The sequence below is a fragment of the Pontibacter sp. LHS2 genome (assembly GCF_058932845.1).
Genome location: NZ_JBZYWG010000004.1, coordinates 233,484 through 254,412, shown reverse-complemented (window position 1 = coordinate 254,412; position 20,929 = coordinate 233,484). Strand labels below are relative to the sequence as shown.

At 44.1% G+C, this 20,929-nt stretch carries 13 protein-coding genes and 2 pseudogenes; 14 read left to right on the top strand and 1 reads right to left on the bottom strand.

The features are described from left to right. Positions 1-80 precede the first annotated feature (80 nt). The 10 genes and pseudogenes from AC5FX6_RS18985 to rpiB all read left to right on the top strand — a co-directional run bounded on the left by AC5FX6_RS18985 (position 81) and on the right by rpiB (position 15,883). The gene (locus AC5FX6_RS18985; protein ID WP_493598538.1) at positions 81-320 is read left to right on the top strand and encodes a hypothetical protein; all 240 of its coding nucleotides are present in this window, start codon (positions 81-83) and stop codon (positions 318-320) included. 93 nt (positions 321-413) lie between these two features. Continuing rightward, positions 414-1,109, top strand: coding sequence for a metallophosphoesterase family protein (locus tag AC5FX6_RS18980; protein WP_493598537.1), 696 nt, complete (start codon positions 414-416; stop codon positions 1,107-1,109). Between the two features lie 411 nt (positions 1,110-1,520). Next, positions 1,521-2,222, top strand: a pseudogene (locus AC5FX6_RS18975) (IPT/TIG domain-containing protein); the annotation flags it as partial. A 327-nt stretch (positions 2,223-2,549) separates the two neighbouring features. Next, on the top strand, positions 2,550-3,128 hold the full coding sequence (locus AC5FX6_RS18970) for a T9SS type A sorting domain-containing protein (RefSeq protein ID WP_493598761.1): 579 nt from the start codon (positions 2,550-2,552) through the stop codon (positions 3,126-3,128). 756 nt (positions 3,129-3,884) lie between these two features. Next, positions 3,885-5,282: pseudogene (locus AC5FX6_RS18965) on the top strand (immunoglobulin domain-containing protein); the annotation flags it as partial. 198 nt (positions 5,283-5,480) lie between these two features. Next, positions 5,481-6,149: a T9SS type A sorting domain-containing protein gene (locus tag AC5FX6_RS18960; RefSeq protein ID WP_493598760.1), complete on the top strand. Its 669-nt coding sequence runs from the start codon at positions 5,481-5,483 to the stop codon at positions 6,147-6,149. Between the two features lie 1,189 nt (positions 6,150-7,338). Beyond that, a complete protein-coding gene (locus AC5FX6_RS18955; RefSeq protein WP_493598536.1) occupies positions 7,339-13,074 on the top strand; it encodes an IPT/TIG domain-containing protein in 5,736 nt (1,911 codons plus the stop codon). Positions 13,075-13,288: 214 nt separating this feature from the next. Continuing rightward, positions 13,289-14,563 (top strand): serine hydroxymethyltransferase, encoded by a 1,275-nt coding sequence (gene glyA / locus AC5FX6_RS18950; RefSeq protein WP_493598535.1) that lies wholly within the window; start codon positions 13,289-13,291, stop codon positions 14,561-14,563. 35 nt (positions 14,564-14,598) lie between these two features. Then, entirely contained in the window at positions 14,599-15,441 is an 843-nt protein-coding gene (gene tatC / locus AC5FX6_RS18945; RefSeq protein ID WP_493598534.1) for a twin-arginine translocase subunit TatC, read from the top strand. Positions 15,442-15,445: 4 nt separating this feature from the next. Continuing rightward, a complete protein-coding gene (gene rpiB / locus AC5FX6_RS18940; protein ID WP_493598533.1) occupies positions 15,446-15,883 on the top strand; it encodes a ribose 5-phosphate isomerase B in 438 nt (145 codons plus the stop codon). 15 nt (positions 15,884-15,898) lie between these two features. Here rpiB and AC5FX6_RS18935 read toward each other — a convergent pair whose 3' ends face one another. Beyond that, the gene (locus AC5FX6_RS18935) at positions 15,899-17,305 is read right to left on the bottom strand and encodes a hypothetical protein (protein ID WP_493598532.1); all 1,407 of its coding nucleotides are present in this window, start codon (positions 17,303-17,305) and stop codon (positions 15,899-15,901) included. 103 nt (positions 17,306-17,408) lie between these two features. Between AC5FX6_RS18935 and rbfA the strand changes: the two genes are divergently transcribed. From rbfA to AC5FX6_RS18915, 4 genes are all read left to right on the top strand, one after another. Further along, positions 17,409-17,804 carry a 30S ribosome-binding factor RbfA gene (rbfA, locus tag AC5FX6_RS18930; protein ID WP_493598531.1) on the top strand — a complete coding sequence of 132 codons (396 nt, stop codon included), beginning with the start codon at positions 17,409-17,411 and terminating at the stop codon, positions 17,802-17,804. Between the two features lie 17 nt (positions 17,805-17,821). Beyond that, entirely contained in the window at positions 17,822-18,631 is an 810-nt protein-coding gene (locus AC5FX6_RS18925; protein ID WP_493598530.1) for a class I SAM-dependent methyltransferase, read from the top strand. 216 nt (positions 18,632-18,847) lie between these two features. Continuing rightward, positions 18,848-20,071, top strand: coding sequence for an ABC transporter permease (locus AC5FX6_RS18920; RefSeq protein WP_493598529.1), 1,224 nt, complete (start codon positions 18,848-18,850; stop codon positions 20,069-20,071). Between the two features lie 92 nt (positions 20,072-20,163). Continuing rightward, the gene (locus tag AC5FX6_RS18915; RefSeq protein WP_493598528.1) at positions 20,164-20,664 is read left to right on the top strand and encodes a hypothetical protein; all 501 of its coding nucleotides are present in this window, start codon (positions 20,164-20,166) and stop codon (positions 20,662-20,664) included. Positions 20,665-20,929 lie beyond the last annotated feature (265 nt).

The window sequence follows — 20,929 nt, the reverse complement described above, 5'->3', positions numbered from 1 at the left end:
TACATAAGGTATAGCTGCTCTCTGGTATAGCCTAGGGGCGCTTGCCAATTATTTTTAACTTAAATACAAGGAGACACATTATGCCATCATATAAGCATACCCAGCCCGGCGGGGCTGATTCAGGAAAACCATCTGGCCGTGGTCAGGACAAAGCTGCTGGCGGCAAGCCAGTAGATCCAAACAGCACAAGAGCTGAGCACGAGGACCTGGAAAAGAAGTATACCGTAGATGATGCGGATGAAACAGGGGCCAATGTGCGCGTGAACAACCCTAACCGTAATCATGACAAACCAGGCCTAGATAACAACAAGTATAACTAATCAGTAAACAGCTGAAAAGAATAGCACCTGCTTTACACACAGGTGCTATTTTTTTAACTGCTTCTAACCGACTCAGACCAGACGCTCCCCGCCATGGCCCGATATGCGATCAGTGATATACACGGCTGCGCCCGCACCTTTAAAGCGCTCATACTTGAGCAACTGCAACTCAAAAAAACGGATGAATTATACCTGTTAGGCGACTATGTGAACAAAGGTCCTGACAGTAAAGGAGTGTTGGACTTTATCATCCACCTCCAAAAGCAGCAATACCAGGTACACTGCCTGCGAGGTAATCATGACCAGATGCTACTCAAAGCTGCTTCCAAAGGCGAATCAGCTCTCAATTTGTCAGAACCGGAAAAGGAAATGGTTTTGAACAACTTTGGCATGCATGACTTTAAGAAACTTCCCACTCCCTATGCCAATTTCATAGACTCCCTCCCCTATTATCTCGAATTGCCCGACTACTTTTTAGTGCATGCTGGTTTCGATTTCCATCAGGACGATTTATTCAGAGACAAAGAAGCCATGCTTAACATAAGACATTACGAAGTGGATTGGAACCGCCTGAATAACAAGAGGCTCCTGCACGGCCATACCCCTACCGCCCTCCATGCCATCAAGAAAAGTGTTGCACACCAAGACGCTCGGATCAACCTCGATGCAGGTTGCGTTTACTACAAAAACGCAGCCTATGGCAACCTGATAGCATTGGATTTAGACTCTAATTTGTTGAATATTCAGTGCAATTTAGATCGGCCTTATGCAGTTCGTAGAAAGAGCTGAAAATTAATTATTTGAATTGTTATAGGTGGTTTATTAGTGCTTAAAAATTGTTATCAAAGCATATATTTCTGTATAAAACCCTTCTAATTAAGTGCAATTTGTGAAAATCTAATAAAATAAATAACATAAATAATGTGGGTTTTTATGATGCAATTCTTAATATTGCTTTATATAAATACTTTTTTACACTAAGTAGTTATAAGGCAAAACAAAATTCCAAAATATTTAACTAAGCTTTAGTCTGATTTGGTTAGCTGCAAAACGTCTATTTTCTATCTAATGAATTAGAAATGGGCTTTAAAATTTGCAGATGAAAATAATTGCTTGAAAAAGCATACTGGAATCGCTTTGCCTACACTTTCCTGCTCACAAAGGCAGGTTCAACCCGAATCTTCTAAACAATTATCCTTTATGAAACACTTCTACAATTCAAACTCAACTGCGAACGCAACGCAGTCAAATGCTAAAGCCTTGGGAACGGCGATAGTAAGTAAAATTTTATATACACTGTTACTTTGCTTTGCCCTATTAGTGAGCAAGGAGAGTTTTGGGCAGGCTGCAGTTATTACTAATATTACTCCGAAATGTAGTGTAAGAGGCCAAGCTATAAATTTAACAATATTTGGTTCGGGCTTTAAGATAAACCAAGGCGGGGGTAATGATCATGATGCTCATGTAGTGATAAATGGAGTTACAACGAATGCGAGCTTAATAACTCCTACTTATAAAACATCGACTGAATTGCGAGTAACTATTCCTGCTACTAGGGTAACTGGTAATTTTTTAGATATTCAGGTTAGGCAAAGGGAAAGCAGTGGCAATGTTTATCCGCTTTCTAACATTGAGAGAATACATTTATATGACATCCTGCCTACTCTTAGCTCAATAGGAAATATAACTTCCACAAGTAATAACACATGTGGAGTGCAGCGGGTTACCTACTCAGTTCCAGCAGTAACAAATGCTACATCTTATAACTGGGTTATACCATCAGGAGCATCTGTAATAGGGGCTAGTAATGCAAATAGTATTACTTTGGAATATACAAATGCAGATATAGATGGAACCTTATCAGTTTCAGCAAGTAACAATTGTTTTACAAGTGGATCTACTAGTTTGAGAGTAATACATAAAAGGGCTATTACATTATCTGGTGGTAGGATAGATATAAGAACAGAAAATCCGGATAATAGAATTGATGCTTTCAAGCCTGCTACATTTATTGCATGGTCAGAAATTGTAGATGCAAACGATGTTTCAAGCTACGCTTGGTTTATAACGACAGATGGGGAAAGTTGGGCTGGCATTCCAAATTCAAATTCAAGAGAGATCACTATTTCCTCTGTCCCTGAGAATTTAAAAGGCATTCAAGTACGCTTAACCGCAAAGCAAGAAGGGAGTCTTAGTAGTTGCTACACAAACCTACCAGCAAGTAGAATCGTGGAGATAAATAATATTGGTATAGTTCCCCTCCCTGTGGAGTTGATGTTCTTCAAAGCGCAGGCGCAGACCAGGGGTGTCAACCTAACCTGGGCGACGGCCTCTGAGCTTGAGAACAAGGGCTTCGAGGTGCAGGTATCCACTAATGCCAGGGACTTCGCCGCTATAGGCTTCGTGGAGAGCAAGGTGGGCACCACCTCGCTGCGCCAGGACTACGCCTTCCTGGACAAGAAGGCGGTGTCTGGCACCCGCTACTACCGCCTCAAGCAAGTGGACTTCGATGGGACCGCTTCCTACTCGCCAATCAGAGCGGTGGCTTTGAATACTGACAAAGCTACAGTGTCGGCATACCCCAACCCATTCGATGATGCCGTTGTCGTGACGCTCAACGGTGCAGAGTCGCGCAGCGTGCAGGTGGTGCTGATGGATGCGATGGGCAAGGTGCTGCAGCAGCGCACCGAGGAGACCTCTGGCAACTCCATCACGGTGGACATGCGCGGCGTGACAAGCAAGGGCATGTATGTGCTGCACGTGCTCGACAACAGCACCAAGCATACCTTCAAGTTGATGAAGCGCTAGGCCAGCAAGACTATAACACACTCTGAAGGGCTGCAGTTTTCTGCAGCCCTTTTTTGCTTGAAGGGTTAACCTTGATCCTTGCAATGCTGTGAAGATGGATTATACTCTAAATCAGAGCACAGGAAAACAAACTAGATGGCTGATAATCAATACTGCCTTATAAGCTAATGAAAATCGAAGCGCATCACATATTGCACTAATAAATACATATAAATCAAATACCATAAACTGTCCATTTCAGAAGTTAAGCAGGATATGGCCAGTAGATAATTATATATAATATACAGTCTTAATTATGCCAATATTTTTATTGGATTTTTAGTGCAATTTAATTTATAGTTTTTTAGATTCATATAGTATTGATGATCAATACAATATATATTTTTATAATATTTGTTTGTTGATGAAGTGTAATATATAATTATCTAAATCATAATACAATTTGTAAAAAAGCTATAAAAAAAATAACAATAATTGTATTGATAATTGTCTCCTTATAACTAATATTGCCTTATATAAATAAATAATTACACTTATTTATTGTGAGGCAAAATTAAATTCCAAAATATTTATTAGCTAAGTAGGGCTGCTGAACAGATCTTAGAAATATTATCTGTTTTATTGATGACTCCTTCTTAATCCGTTGTGCTATAAGTGCAATTAAATGCTTAAAAAAGCATAGTGGAATTTCTTTGCCCAAAATTTTACGTGCGCATTCGCAAAACACTCTTAGAAATTCACACAATACATTTTATTATGAAACACTTCTACAAAACAACTACGGCTGGTCCCACCCTCCAGTCAGCTACTTCAGCTATGGGAACGGCTTTAAGTGGTAAAATTATCACGTTACTATTGCTTGGCTTTTTCCTGCTGGTGAGTGGGGAAGGTATGGGGCAAAGTATCTCTGGAGTAAATCCTAGCTGTGTATTAGCAGGGCAAGATGTAACTCTAACTATAACAGGCTCAAACTTCAGAACAACTGGCCAAGGGCTTGCAGCAGAAGTTGTTATAAATAATAATACAAATTACCTTATACCTTCTACATTAGAGCCAAATCGCATAATAGTTACTGTTCCGAGTAGTTACATAAATAGCGCTAATTTTGATGTGAAAATTAGGCAGAAAAATAATAACGAATTCGAAACTTCTAATGCTAGAACAGTTACAGTAGTTAATTTAAGCACTCAACCAGGGCAAAGCTGTACAGCTGGACCAGTTACTCTGACAGCTTCAGGAGCACCAGTAGGTTATAGTTATCGTTGGTATACAGCTGCGACTGGAGGAACCCCAGTTTTTACCGGATCAAGCTTTACTATCGAGAACTTGACAACTACGACTGATTACTATGTAAGTGCTTTCATCTCAGGATGTGAAACTTCTCGCGTTTTAGTTAGAGCTATTATAGGTAATATTAGTCCAATTGTTACAGGTGGTGGACGATGCAATCCGGGAGCAGTAACCCTAGCAGCTTCAGGAACACCTACAGGTGGTACTTATAGATGGTACGCTAATGAAAATGCTCAAGCAATCTTAGCAACTGGACCAACCTATACCATTCAAAACTTAACAAGCACTCATACATATTATGTAAGTATTGTAAATGCTGCTGGGTGTGTTAGTCCTAGAGTACCAGTAGTTGCAAGAATAGGTAATCCATCAAAACCTATAGTTACTTCAAATGGAGATTGTGGCAATGGTAACCCATCCATTACTTTAACAGCAAGTGGCGCGGCCGGCAATGAAATTTACAGATGGTATAGTGTTGCGTCAGGTGGAACTCCTTTATCTACAGGAGCAACATTTTCAAGGAACCGGAATAGCCAAAGTGGTATTTATTACGCTGCTATATATGACTCTGTAGAAGGATGTGAGAGCGAAAGAACTCCCATGAATATAACAAATATAGCCCCAATTGCTCCTTCAGCCAGTAACGGAACACGTTGTGGTACGGGAACAGTAGTTTTAACTGCTACAGGAGCTGAGCAATGGGAGAGTTATAGATGGTACACTGCACAATCAGGAGGAACATATATTTCACAAGGTCTAACATTTACTACAGCAAGTATTACTGAGGGGACTAGTCGTAATTACTATGTAAGTAAAGTTAATACAGCTACTGGTTGTGATGGGCAAAGAGTGTTAGTTACTGCTTCAGCATATCCTTTTAACAATACGGTAGTCGGTGGGGAAATAGTTGGTCTCTCTAATCCAGAGGTGGGTAAACCTGCTGATTATACTTATAGCTCTAATGTTCAAAGTAGTGAAGTAATATCCCATGAATGGGAGCTTTATTTTAGAGGCCAAACTGAGCCTCAAAGAATTAACACGGGGAGTAGTGCTACATTTAGGGTGGAATCGGTCTCAGAAGAGATGATAGGTATAGGGGTAGTCCTAACATTAAGTCCGACTGTTTGCTATATCAATGCATCTGATGGCAAAGTTTATATAAATAACCTCCCTATCACCCCCCTTCCTGTAGAGTTGATGTTCTTCAAAGCGCAGGCGCAGACCAGGGGTGTCAACCTAACCTGGGCGACGGCCTCTGAGCTTGAAAACAAGGGCTTCGAGGTGCAGGTATCCACTAATGCCAGGGACTTCGCCGCTATAGGCTTCGTGGAGAGCAAGGTGGGCACCACCTCGCTGCGCCAGGACTACGCCTTCCTGGACAAGAAGGCGGTGTCTGGCACCCGCTACTACCGCCTCAAGCAAGTGGACTTCGATGGGACCGCTTCCTACTCGCCAATCAGAGCGGTGGCTTTGAATACTGACAAAGCTACAGTGTCGGCATACCCCAACCCATTCGATGATGCCGTTGTCGTGACGCTCAACGGTGCAGAGTCGCGCAGCGTGCAGGTGGTGCTGATGGATGCGATGGGCAAGGTGCTGCAGCAGCGCACCGAGGAGACCTCTGGCAACTCCATCACGGTGGACATGCGCGGCGTGACAAGCAAGGGCATGTATGTGCTGCACGTGCTCGACAACAGCACCAAGCATACCTTCAAGTTGATGAAGCGCTAGGCCAGCAAGACTATAACACACTCTGAAGGGCTGCAGTTTTCTGCAGCCCTTTTTTGCTTGAAGGGTTAACCTTGATCCTTGCAATGCTGTGAAGATGGATTATACTCTAAATCAGAGCACAGGAAAACAAACTAGATGGCTGATAATAAGGGTAATATATTGACGGGGATATATTAAAGAGATAAGTATGCGATGGTTTAAAATGCATACTAGTGTATCAATAAATGAAGTCTATAATGTGGAAGTTACATGCATAATAAAGTCAATAAGCGCTATTTCGGGGGGTGAATTACCATTATTTAATGCGGTTTTATGCGTGTTTTAGTTGACAGGAAAGCATAATACGTCTATTTGCAATTAACTGCGAAATGATGATGAAATGCTAATAATATTATTTATAAAAGTACAGGTAATTGTACTAGTTTGCTAGCCAGTAAAATTGCCTTATTGCATTACAGATAGAAATTAAATAATACCTAAACTCTATATATAATATTTTTATGCAATCCGCAAAAAGTTAATTTATAACATTGTTTTATTCTATAACTAAAAAATAAATCTAAAAAGTTTTCAAATAACATAATTGAGGCACTTTTTAAAAAACTGGCTTCAATGATTCAAAAAAGCCTATTTAAAAGAGAGAGTAAAAATCAGACAAAAAAACAGTGGTAATTATTGCAATTGTAAAAGATAAATTATCTTATTTTGTGATAATTAACTTAGCATTAAAACTGCACAAAAATTTATTAACTCTTAACTTTTAGCTATGGCACAAATCTACTCCCCCCCATTAGGCCGGCTTATACGTTTACTGCTTCTGCAGTGCGTTATTATGCTGGGAATTGTCTCCACGGGTGTGGCGCAAGCTACTTTACCAATTAATTATGATGGTCCGTGGGGAGGTGAACTTCCACAAGGCTGGTCGAAGACTGGTACTATTATTACTGGTCAGGATTTAGAAGGCGGTAGTCAGGGCTCAGCTCAGTTCAGAAGTGCTGATGCTACCATCCAAATTAGCTTTGTAAACGCAAGCACTACTGATTTCCGCTTGAGATATAGCCTACAGGCTGTAACAACAAGGTCTGGATATAATGCGAGCTTTACTGTTAGCTATTCTACAGATAATGGCAGCACCTACACACCAACTGAAAGCGCTAATGCCATAACACCCGCGAGAACCGCTCAGCGATTGACGGATTTACTTCCGGCAGCAACGACCAATATCCGCTTCACGCTTAATTCTATCTCTGAAGCATACGTTTTGCTGGATGCGATTGAATTAGTTCAAACTCCGGAAGTACTTGCGGTTACGCCAGCTAGCGGTGTGCCTGGCACGGCCGTAGCCATTACAGGTAACCGCCTGAACAATGCGACAGTAAAATTTGGCGAAATTGAAGTGCCAGCGACATTGACTGTTAAAGATGCTACAGGTTCAGAAAGCACAGTAAATGGAGTTACCATTAATGCAGCAGGCACAGAGATTATCGCTTATGTTCCCTATGGTGCAATATCAAACTCTCCTATCACAGTAAGCACTACCTATGGCACTACAGCACCAATAGCATTTACAGTTCCTGCTCCGGTGTTCAATGCGACCGCACCTTTCTCGCCAACATCAGGTGTAGCGGGTACTGAGGTAATATTGAGCGGCAGTAACTTTATCGATACAAGAACTGTGCTCTTTAATGGTGTAGAAGCGACTTTTACAGTAGACCATAATGGCAAGATCACTACTACAGTTCCTGCTTTGGCTAGTTCAGGCCCAATCACAGTAACTACTCCTTCAGGAAGTGCAAACAGCACATCATTCACAGTGCCAATCCCGGTAATCTCAACATTTACTCCAACAGTAAGCGAAGGACCGGGAACAGAAGTGACCATTTCTGGTGAGTTCTTCAATGGAGTTACAGAAGTAAAGTTTAACGATGTAACTGCAACAGGCTTCACCACTAATGAAACAAATGACGAGATTACGGTAAACGTGCCGCTTGGTGCGAGCACAGGTCCTATAACTGTGACAAGCCCGGCTGGTACTGGTACAAGCGAAACACCGTTTGATGTGCCAGCGCCTAAATTCGTAGCACGCACAATTACAGTAGGAGAAGGAACAGCAGAACTAGAGTTTAATCCAACCAGAACAGGCGCAGGCAAGCAGGTTACCATTTACGGTGAAAACCTGGCAAGCGTAAGCCGCGTGGTATTCGCGGGTGCTGAAGGTGAAGGTGTTGATGGCACCAACCTGGTTGCAACTACTGATACTGAGTTGACAGTAACTGTACCAACAGGCGCTGCCACTGGCACTCTGCAGTTAATTGCTCCCGGTGATAAAATAGCGATTAGCTCACAAACTTTTGAGTTTGTGCCAGCTCCTTCTATCGCTACTGTTACACCAGTCTATGGTGAAGTGGAAACGGAAATAACCATAACAGGTACTAACTTCCAGGATGCCGAATCTGTAAAAATTGGTAACGGAACAGTGCTCGCTGCTAACTTTGAAGTTAACACAGATGGAACGATCATCACATTGTCCATACCTACGGACGCTACAACAGGCACTGTGTCTGTAACCACACCGCTTGGTGGCACTGGCGTTTGGAACGGTACATTTGATGTGGTATACGCGCCGACTATCACAGCCTTTACACCTGCTGAAGGCCCGATTGGCCAAGAGATCACTCTGACAGGTACAAACCTGAAGTATGTAACAGAAGTTGTCTTCCTTGGTGAGAACAATACAGAAGATGAGTCAGATGCAAGAGTAACTTTCACAACACCTAATGATAGTGAAACACAGCTTGTGTTTAATGTGCCGACTAGTGCGTCAGCTGGTTTAGGTAGACTGTTAGTTAGAAACTCTGTTGATGCAGCTGTTTCTGCAGATGAATTTGAAGTAATTCTTCGCCCAGTAGTGCAGTCTATCACACCAACTATGGGTGTGGTTGCTTCTACTGTGACAATTGAAGGGTATAACTTCGACAATGCAACATCACTAAACTTTGGAGGTATAGTAATACCAGTAGCGACTGAAGATACAGAGGGCTTCACCGTTGTGTCAGATAAGCAGATTACAGTAACAGTTCCAGCGGAAGCGCCGGTTATCTCCCCTGTTGTTATTACAAACGCTTCTGGCAGTAGTGAAGCTGTAAACTTCACAGTAATCAAAACACCTACTATTGCATCTTTTGTAGAGGAAAGAGGCATTGTGGGTAGTGAAGTAGTTATAACGGGTACTAACTTCTACGGCGAAAACATTACGGTATCATTTGCAGGTGCAGAAGGCCGTGTAATTGCGCCAGCTAGAGATGTCACTCCTACACAACTGAAGGTAACAGTACCTGCAGGTGCTGTAACAGGTAACTTGATTGTAAGCAATGCTGCCGGACCAAGTGAGCCAAGTGAAACGGATTACATCGTTGCGACTACCCCAGAAATCTTCAGCTTTACACCTACTACAGGTAAAGTAGGTGATGATGTAACAATTACTGGTTGGTTGATGGAAAGCGTGGCTTACGTAGCCTTCAACGGTACGAAAGCTTCAGTGACACCAAGTGCAGATGGTAGAACAATTACAGTTAAAGTGCCAGAAGGTGCAACAACTGGTAGATTGGCTCTATTCGAAGGAGAGAATGAAACCCCAGTGTTCACAACAGCAGAAAATGTAATCTTCACAGTTATACCTGCACCAACTATTGTTTCAGTTACTCCTAACAGTGGCGTTGGAGGAACAGTAGTGACCATTACAGGTACTAACTTTATTGATGTGACGTCTGTTACCTTTAACGGTGTGGCAGTTGCTGCTGAGAATATTGCGGTCAATGAGACATTCGACGTGCTTACAGTAACAGTTCCTACTACAGCTACAACTGGCAACTTAGTAGTGACAACAGAAGCAGGTAGTGCAACTCATGCGAACTTTATTGTTCCAACACCTGCGAACATCACATTCACTCCTTCCATTAGTTATGCTAACCAGTTAGTAACGATCAGAGGTCAGTACTTCACTAATGCAACAGAAGTTGATTTCAATGGTAAGAAGATTACTTCAGGTATAACAGTTGTAAACGAAGTTGAAGGCAGTACTGAAGCTGACCGTTTCCAATTGATTACTGTAAAAGCACCATTTGATGCAGGAACAGGTAAGATCACAGTGACTACTCCTGCTGGTTCGGGCGTGAGTGCTGATGACTATACTGTGAGAGAGCCGAAGATAGCAAGCATTAGTGCTACCGAAGGTTACGCAGCCCAAACAGTGTTAACTATCACTGGTGAATTATTTACGCAGTACTGGAATGAGACATTGAACGGCGGTCAAGGTGGAGAAGACTTTAAGGCGCCAATTGTTAAGTTCAACGGAGCACAAGTTGAGGCAACCAATTATGAACAAGATGGTACTAGCATCACAGTGACAGTACCAGGTTCTGCCAGAACTGGTAGCGTAACAGTTATGTCAGGTAGCGGCGAAAGTGAACCGGTGCAGTTTAATGTACTTGCTCCTGTATTATCATCTGTGACGCCTACAGCAGCTTATGCAGGTCAGACGGTAACAATCTCTGGCACAAACTTTATCAACGTAACAGGGCTGTCCTATGGCAACATTCCGATTACTGGTTATAATGTTGTGTTAACGGATACTGAGAAAGGCACAGGTACTATCACCTTTGTGGCTCCGAAAATTGATTTCAATACCAGCAATACTTTGTCGGTAACTTCAACAAGTGGTACAGGCAGTACAACAGTGTTTACTATCTACCGTCCAGTAGTTTCAACTGTTTTCGAAACAGGTAAGGAGAGCTCTGAAGACAGAAGAGTGTACGCTGGTGTAAACACTGTTACAATCAGAGGTACACGTTTCGATGAGTTCTTTAATGGAACTGCAGTGACGAAAGCTGATCCAATTGTGTCTCTTGTAAGGGCTGGCACTAACGGAGCCGTAACTGCTATAACAGGGTTCACATTCACACCAAGTACAACTGAAGATGGTGTAGATTTAATTGTAGCCAATATTCCAACAAGTGTTGCAGCAGGAGACTACTTCGTAAGAATAGAAAGTGGTAGTGGTACAGGCCAATCAACTGGCACAACTGGTACGTTCACTGTTCTTGGAACGCCAACAATTACTAGTACTGGTTTGAGCAAAGTAGTTGGTCTTGTGGGTGACGTATTCACCATCACAGGAACTAACTTCGATGATGCAACTAAGGTAACATTCCTGGGCATTGACGGAGAAGAAGATGAGGTAGAAGCTACTTTCGTTAGAACTTCAAATACAGTACTTACAGTTACAGTGCCAGCTGGAGCTACAATCGGCAGAATAGCCGTAACAACTCCTTTCAATGGTGGAGATGGAACCACTGTAGTAAGCACTCAAATCTTCAGAGTAGTGAAAGCGCCGATTGTGTATGACTTCAATGCTAAGACTGGTCCTTCAAGTTCAACTGTAACCATTACTGGTGAAAACTTGATAGATGTTGATGGCAGAATCAAAGTGTCTTTCAAAGGCCATGGCGGTGAGGTTATACCAGTAACTAATGTTGATTTAATGGCTAATCTTCCTGCGGCAGTAACGGCAGAAGACTTAACAACTGCTCGTTCAATTGCAGTAACAGTGCCAGCCAATGCAATTACAGGTGTGATTACACTTACAAACGAAGCTGGTACAATTACAACAGCAGCAGCGAGAGACACTGAAATAGATGTGTACACTGTTACAAGCCCAGTGGTAGTAAGATTTGAGAAGAATGATATTGATAACACTGTAATCGATGCGAATAAACCAGCTCGTTTGCTGGAGACGGTAATCGTAAAAGGCTATAATCTGGTTGGTGTGCAGCGATTAAGAATTGGAAGCACTAACGTGTTTGGCTACTACGAAGAAAACGAGAATACCCTGGAGATGATTGTACCAAGAACGGCTAGAACAGGATTGGTAAATGTTACAACTGGGGTAGGTAGCGATGCAAGCGAAAGCAATTTGGTAATTGTAACACCTAACATTACAGTTGACCCAACAGTTCTAAGCTTTAAAGCAGCAGTTGAAACTGAAGGTGTGACAGAATACGATGTGAAGAGCTATACCCTGACAGCGACAAACCTAGCTGTAGGTGCTGACTTGAGCATTTCATTAAGCGCTAACATACCATATCTTCTGTCACTTGACCCTAACTCAACTGCAGAAGATGCTTGGACAACTGGAATGACACTTACACCAGATGCTAATGGTAATTTAAGCCAAACAGTTTACGCCCGAAATAACTCAACTGCTGTATCTAATAGTTCATCAGATCGATACACAGTATTTGCTAACCATTCTTCACTGGAAGCAACTACTAGTACTGTGACATTACAGTCTGAAATCATCCCTCTCCCAGTAGAACTCATCTCCTTCAACGCTAGAAAAGAAGGTAACAATGTTCAACTGACATGGGCGACAGCTTCTGAGCTAGACAACGACTACTTCGAAGTACAGATGACGGAAGACCTGAAAGGTGAATTTAAGGCAGTAGGCAAAGTGAAGAGCAACGTGAACACAACTACACTTCGTCAGGACTACCAGTTCAACCACAAAGGTAACTTCAACGGTACACGTTACTACAGACTGAAGCAAGTGGACCTGGATGGAACATTTGAATACAGCAAAGTAGTGGCCGTATCATCTAATGGAGTGAACCTGGCAGTTGGTCCAAGAGTATATCCTAACCCGATCACTCCTGAGTCTAAGCTAGTGTACAATGCTGCAGATGCAGGTAAACTGAATGTAAGAGTTGTAAACATGAACGGATCAGCTGTTATGAACCAATCTTACGACATCGAAGCAGGTGAGAACACCATACTCCTGAACCTAAACAACAACCTGCCGACAGGTATGTATATCCTGATGACAGAGTTTAATGGTAAGACGGAACAGGTGAAACTCCTGAAGCAGTAATCCGAGCATTACTATCATAAAGAAGGCCCACCAATTATGGCGGGCCTTCTTGTTTTAAGAGGTATTACTTCAAGGAAGAGATTTTGTAGTGTATCGAAATAAATTACAAATCACTAAATCCAGTAAGCGGAGCAGCGTCGTAGATAAACTTTTGAAACATTGGTTTATTCAGGCACAAGCTTTAATTTTGAAAGATTAATAAACCAAAGCAGCCATGCAGAAAGACACAGCTATATTTGACCTGATTGCAAAAGAAAAAGCACGCCAGACCCACGGCATCGAACTGATCGCGTCCGAGAACTTCGTTTCGGATCAGGTAATGGAGGCGATGGGCAGCGTGATGACCAACAAGTATGCTGAAGGCCTGCCGGGCAAGCGCTACTATGGTGGTTGCGAAATTGTGGATCAGTCAGAGCAGCTGGCGATAGACCGTGCTAAGGAGCTATTTGGTGCTACCTGGGCAAACGTGCAACCGCACTCAGGTGCACAAGCTAACTCAGCTGTGATGCTGGCGGTATTGCAACCTGGGGATAAGATTCTTGGTTTTGATCTGTCGCACGGCGGTCACCTGACGCATGGCTCTCCGGTAAACTTCTCTGGCAAACTGTACCAGCCAAGCTTTTATGGGGTAGAGCAGGAAACAGGCCTGATCGATTTTGATAAGATAGTAGAAACAGCCCGCCGCGAGAAGCCGAAGCTGATCATCTGTGGTGCTTCTGCTTATAGCCGTGATTGGGATTATAAGAAACTGCGTGCAGCAGCTGATGAGGTTGGCGCACTCCTGTTGGCTGATATCTCCCACCCTTCTGGCTTGATTGCGAAAGGTTTGTTGAACGATCCGTTTGAGCATTGCCATATCATCACAACTACCACGCACAAAACACTGCGCGGACCTAGAGGCGGTATGATCATGATGGGCAAGGATTTTGAAAACCCATTCGGTTTGAAAACGCCAAAGGGCGAAATCCGCATGATGTCCTCTTTGTTAGATGGTGCTGTGTTCCCTGGTACGCAAGGTGGTCCGTTGGAGCACGTAATTGCTGCGAAAGCAGTAGCTTACTACGAGGCTTTGTCTGATGACTACATGGGTTACATTAAGCAGGTGCAGCAGAATGCGCAGGCAATGGCGTCTGCCTTTGTAGAGCGTGGTTACAATATCATTTCAGGTGGTACAGACAATCACATGATGCTGATAGATCTACGCTCAAAAGGTATAACTGGTAAATTGGCTGAAAACACACTCGTGAAAGCAGATATCACCATTAACAAGAACATGGTGCCTTTTGATGATAAGTCACCGTTCGTAACATCTGGTATGCGTGTGGGTACAGCTGCTATCACAACCCGTGGTTTTAAAGAAGCTGACATGGCCCGTATCGTAGAGTTTATCGACACGGTGTTGACCAATAACGACAATGAAAGCAAAATTGAAGCTGTGCGCAAAGAAGTGAACAGCTGGATGAAAGACTATCCACTTTTCGCTTACTAATTCAATACTAAAACTTTATTTATAAGCCATAATTAATGGACCAACCACACCTCGAGGGAGCGGAAAAGCAGCAGGAAATGTCCTTTGTGGACCATTTAGAGGAGTTGCGTTGGCACATTATACGGTCAGTGGCTTCTATCCTCGTATTCGCAACGGCAGCATTCCTGGCTAAAGGCTTCGTGTTCCATGATATTATCCTGGCGCCGTCACGCACAGATTTCCTAAGCTATAGGATGATGTGCGAGGCCAGTCAGTATTTTGGATCAGCCGCACTTTGCATTGAAGACCTGGGATTTACGATACAAAGTAGACAGATGAGTGGTCAGTTTTCCATGCACATCATGGTATCACTGCTACTTGGTTTGGCTATGGCCTTTCCATATGCGTTTTGGGAGATTTGGCGATTTGTGAAGCCGGGCCTTTACCCACAGGAACAACAGAATTCGCGTGGAGCTGTATTTTGGGTATCAGTTCTGTTTGCGATGGGCTTGCTCTTTGGCTACTATGTTGTAGCCCCAATCTCCATTAACTTTTTAGCGGGCTACCAGGTAGACCCGTCTATCATAAACGAGTTTGATCTATCCTCCTACATCTCAACGCTTACTACACTATGCCTGGCATGTGCTTTCATGTTTGAAATGCCGGTGATTGTGTACTTCTTTACCAAGGCTGGACTTCTTTCACCGGAAATCATGAAGCTGTACCGCCGTCACGCTATCATCGTTATCCTGATCGTGTCTGCAGTTATCACGCCGCCAGATGTAATTAGTCAGCTACTGATATCATTTCCATTGATCGTGCTGTATGAGGTTAGTATCAGTGTGTCAAGAAGGATTATCAAGCGTGACTTGAAAAGACTGAATGAAAATAACGCTTAGAACTATGGGATATAAAATTGCAATTGGTGGTGACCATGCCGGCTTTACATACAAGAGTTTGCTGAAAGAGCAGTTAGCGGAAGCAGGTCACGAAGTAACGGACTTTGGTCCTGGATCCGACGCCTCAGTAGACTATCCGGATCATGTGCATCCGCTTGCGAAGGCTGTAGTGAACAAAGAGGCTGACTTTGGCATCCTAATCTGTGGAAGCGGTAACGGTGTAGCCATGACAGCTAATAAATATCAGGAAATAAGAGCAGCTCTGTGCTGGCAAACAGAACTGGCTAAGCTGTCACGGGAGCATAATAATGCCAACGTGCTATGCATCCCTGCCCGTTTTGTGTCGCAGGACGTAGCAGCTGATATGACACGCGTGTTTCTGGAGACTGAATTCGAAGGTGGACGCCACCAGAATCGGGTAGACAAAATTCCGGTTTGCTAAGTCAGGTATAGCCTTCTAGCGAACCTTCTTATAGACTGCCGCTGTTTGCGTGGACTCATAACCATCGAAAACAGACGGCAGTTTGTGTTTAAGCTGGGGCATGAGTCCTGATTCGTCTATGATGTAGTCAGGAGTTTCTTTTGTGAAGTTTTGATAAAGGTCATATACAGCTTGGTACTCATCGAGGCGGCCGAAATGGCGTTGTGATAGTTGCCAGTTCAGGTATGGCGTTGCAAGCTTGTTATGCTCGTAGTAACTCAGGTCGTTACCCAATACTAACACTGTCCCTCCCCTAATCTCTCCACTCAGGCCACTGTCTGGTAGCAGCAACTGAGAATCATCGATCTTTACATACGAAGCTATACCTAGTGGTTGCCGGTAACGAATAAGCAGAACGCCGCCAAGCAGAATGAAAAACATCAGGTTTAATATCCACTTCTTGATGCGGCTGGTGAAAAGGAATTCGCCAAAATAAGCAATAGGCGGCAGCACGACCACAAAGGACCCAAGGGATAATTCATTTCTGGTGATCAATACAAGGATACTTACCACAAGCCATACAATCATCAATTGCTGAAACTTGCCTTGAAACACCAGGCGCTGCGGTAGCGAAGTAGTACTGATCAGCGAAAGCAGCAGCAGGGCAGCAGGGAGAGACATGGCCAAGGCTAAATGCGACAGCGGTACCAAGGGATTGATCCCAAATTGCCAGGACTGTAGCAAATGCATCTCTGCGAAGTTGGAAGTAGTATTGGTGTAAAGGTAATACGTCACCAACACAGCATACGGAAAAGCAAAGCCACAAAGCATCAATAAGAAGCTTCTAAAAGTATTGGAGGCGAAGAGGACAACCCCAAAGGCTGCCACCAGCAAAAACAGCGCAAGTGGCAAATAGCTCAGAGCGGCAAGGCCCACCATGAAACCGCCCACAAACAACCGGTTGTTCTCAAATCCCTCGCGAGAGATCGTGATAATGTAAGGGAGCGACAAAATGACAAAAGTATTACCAATAAGCAACGGCGTCAACATGTCGAACTCAAAGGTCAGGCTGCCTATGAGCAGGTAAAGCAAAGCGGGAATGTAGCCTTTGCCAGCGTATACCTGGTGGCGGTTAAGCGTTAGATTAAGCATAACTGCCTGAAAAAGCAGCAAGAGCGTAGCCACTATTCTGTAGCTCAGGTATGAGCGCCCTGCGATGACATCGATAGTCCAGTACACAAAGGCGGAAAGCGGGGCCGTGGTGTCATAAATATCGCGGTACATGGCAAAGCCATCAGCCATACGTTCGCCCACCAGCATGTACAGCAGCTCGGACACGGTAGCAGGTATACCTAAGAAGATAAGAGGTAACCGGATAGCCAGGAACAATAATACTAGCAGAAATAAGCGGGAAGGCAGTATGCTTCGGAAGTAACTAATCAAAGGTAGACGGAGTTAGAAAGAACTATACACCAGCCGGAGCCGAAATGAGTACGGCACAATTGGGGTAAAAATGCGAAATTAATATGATATTTGCATCTTCAATATGGAAAGTAAAAGACAACAGAAATTTTCGCGCCTTATTCAGAGGGAGTTGGCAGAGATATTCCAACGGGAAGTGCCACACTTGTTCGGAGGGGCCTATATCTCGGTGAGCGTAGTGCGCATGTCGCCTGACCTGGGCCTGGCGCGTGTATACCTGAGCGTAATGAACGCCAAGGACGGCAACGAAATGCTCTTGCAGGAGTTGCGCGTGAATACCAAAACGATTCGCCACCTGCTCGCCCAGCGCATCAAAAAACAAGTGCGTGTTATACCTGAGCTGGTGTTCTTTTTGGACGACACAGCCGAGTATGCCGCCAAGATCGACAAGTTATTCTCTAACCTGGACATACCGCCTGCTCCTGAGGAAGACGAGGAGGACGATACCTATACCCGCTAAGAATCAGCAACACCCTTATGCAGTACGACCCGATTAAGCGTGTGCTGGGCGATGTGTTTAACCAAACCCCATTCCTGCGCCGCATATTTTATAACCTGCTGGACCTACTCCTGCTACGTGCCTGGCACGTGCACAAAGAGTTGCGCGAGTGGGCAGCCACCCGTAAAAATGAGGAGCAGCATATACTGGATGCAGGCTCCGGCTTCGGACAGTATACCTACTGGCTATCCAGCCAGAGTAGCAAATGGAGCATATTGGCGGTAGATGTAAAAGAAGAGCAGATCTCAGACAGCAACCGTTTTTTCAGAGCCATCGGTCGGCAGAACGTGCTATTTAGAATCGGGGATCTGGTTAAGTACCGCGAAGAAAACACCTATGACCTGATTCTGTCAGTAGACGTGATGGAGCATATTCTGGAGGATGTGGAAGTGTTCCGCAACTTTCAGGCATCGCTCGTGCCGGGCGGTATGCTGGTTATCTCCACCCCGTCTGATCAGGGAGGTTCGGATGTACATGGCGACGGAGAAACTTCGTTCATTGAAGAACACGTGCGTGATGGGTATAACATCCAGGAGATTCAGGACAAGCTCCGGATTGCCGGTTTTAGCAAAGTGGAAGCCCGATACTCTTATGGCAAGCCCGGTCAGATTTCATGGCGACTCTCCATGAAGTATCCGCTCCTGATGCTCAACACATCCAAGGCTTTCTTTATCCTGCTGCCATTCTATTACCTGATCACGTTCCCTATAAGTCTTGTGCTGAACTGGTTTGATGTGAACGGCAAACACGCTTCTGGCACAGGCCTGATCGTAAAAGCCTGGAAATAAATTAAATTGTTGATGGCTTAATTGCTAAATTGTTGTCTCAACAAATTGATTGAATTGCTAAAGAGGTATAAGCTGATTATGCAACTGACCTTATCGGATAGGTATAGCAGGGATTAATTGAATATAGTATTGGTATTCTGAGGTAACTGGAGACCAGATAATTATTTGTAAAACGATCAACAATTAACCTTTAGTCCAAGCACCCATAACTGCTAAATGAACGTCCCTTATCTCATAGCGAAGCGTTATTTTTTCTCTAAGAAGAAGAGGAGCATCATCAGCATTATCTCCAACATTGCCATGATCGGCGTGGCGGTGGGTACGGCAGCGCTTATTATTGTGCTTTCTGTCTTTAACGGGCTCGAGGACCTGATCCGTACGATCTATACCAGCTTTGATCCGAACCTCAAGATATCGTCTGTAGAAGGCAAGTCGTTTGAGACGGATACCGAATTCATGAACCGCATACGCCGTACGCCTGGTGTAGCGCTAGTGACAGAGGTAATAGAGGACAATGCCCTGCTACGTTACAACGATCGGCAGATGGTTGTGAAGGTAAAGGGCGTGAGTGAGAACTTCTTTGAGCAAAACAGGATCGGTTCTTCGGTAGTGGAAGGTGACTATAACCTGTATGCCAATGACAATTACTACGCACTGGTAGGGCGGGGCGTGCAGTACCAGCTTTCCATCAGGACGAGCAGTCAGTTTACGTACATGCAGTTCCTTTACCCGCGCAATACCAAATTTAACCCACTCAACCCCGAAGGATCTTTTAAGTCACTGCAGATATCCCCTGGCGGTGTGTTCGCCATTGAGCGGCAGTATGACGACGCGTATGTATTTGTGCCCATACAGTTTGCAGAGGAGCTAATGGAGTACGGCCGGCGGCGCACGGCCATCGAGATCAAGGTGGAGAATGGGACCCGGATAGAAACGGTAAAGCGCTCTTTACAGAAAATACTGGGCGATGGCTTTCTGGTGCAAAATAGCGACGAGCAGCATACCAGCCTATTACGTGCTGTGAAGGTTGAGAAGCTCTTTGTGTTCATTACCTTTACTTTTATCCTGCTGATCGCCTCGCTCAACATCTTCTTTTCTCTTTCCATGCTCGTCATCGATAAGAAAAAGGATATCGCAGTACTTGCCTCTATGGGCGCCACAAAAGAGCAAATCCGCAATATATTCTTGTTCGAAGGTGCTTTGGTAGCCTTTATCGGAGCGTCTTACGGCCTTTCGCTAGGTATGCTGATTGCCAACCTACAGCAGACCTTCGGTATTGTGTCGATGGGTATGGCTACCTCAGTGGTCGACTCCTACCCTGTAAAGCTTGTGCTAATGGACTTCGTGCTAACAGGGGCTGCTATTGTGACTATTACGATGCTGGTGTCCATACGCCCAGCCCGTAAGGCCGCTGCCATGTCCGTGCGCGATAACCTGTAAGGTATAGCATCTTCTCTTCTTCCCTTTTCACTTCTCCGCAAATGAAGGCTGTTCTTCTTTTCTTATCTGTGCTGTTAGTTAGCTGCTCTACAATGGAGACAGATACGCCTATAGAAGAGGCAGCATCAGGTATAGCGACGATCGGAACAGAAAACTGCACCTTAGCTAACGGCAAAACTCGTTTTTTATGGCGTGAGCAGGTATACGACGCAGACCTGCAGGATTCTGTGAGCACCATAGTGATTGACCAGAAGGTTGCTGATAAACTGACCGATGCCGAACGAGCTGCGCTTGGCTATGTCGCCACTTTTATTGGGAGTGAGTGCGATTGGGATGGTGAGGCAAATGACGAGTTCAGTAATCTAGAATGCAAAACGCTTACCGCATTAAACCTGAGATATCAGTGCTCCGATCAGCATCTGGGGTTTCTTAAGGACTGGTTCCGAAGAGATCAGGATGTGCTGGATCGCTTGGCTTCCTGCCCTCGGGTACCCTACACTGCTTCGAGCCAACAAACGTTTGATGAAATATACCTGGCAACTGCAGGTGATACAGTGCAGGTGTGGTTCAAGGCAAGTGGTGCATACCCATGAATGCGGGTTGGGAATGGGCAGAGAAGAATATTTTCTTAATTCAAAACGATGCGCTCAGCCTGATAGAGGTCAATAAACCTGAGGTGATCAGGAGTGAACTTTGGATCGGCGAAGGGCTATAAGCGTTAGGGAATATATGCCAAGGCCTATATATTGAGATTAAAAGTCTTTAATGTGTTACAGCTTGTAATCATCTACCGAAAATATAAAAATAGTTTGATTAGCGGCGGTAATTTCAAGAGTGTACGATAGGAAATCAAGAGTT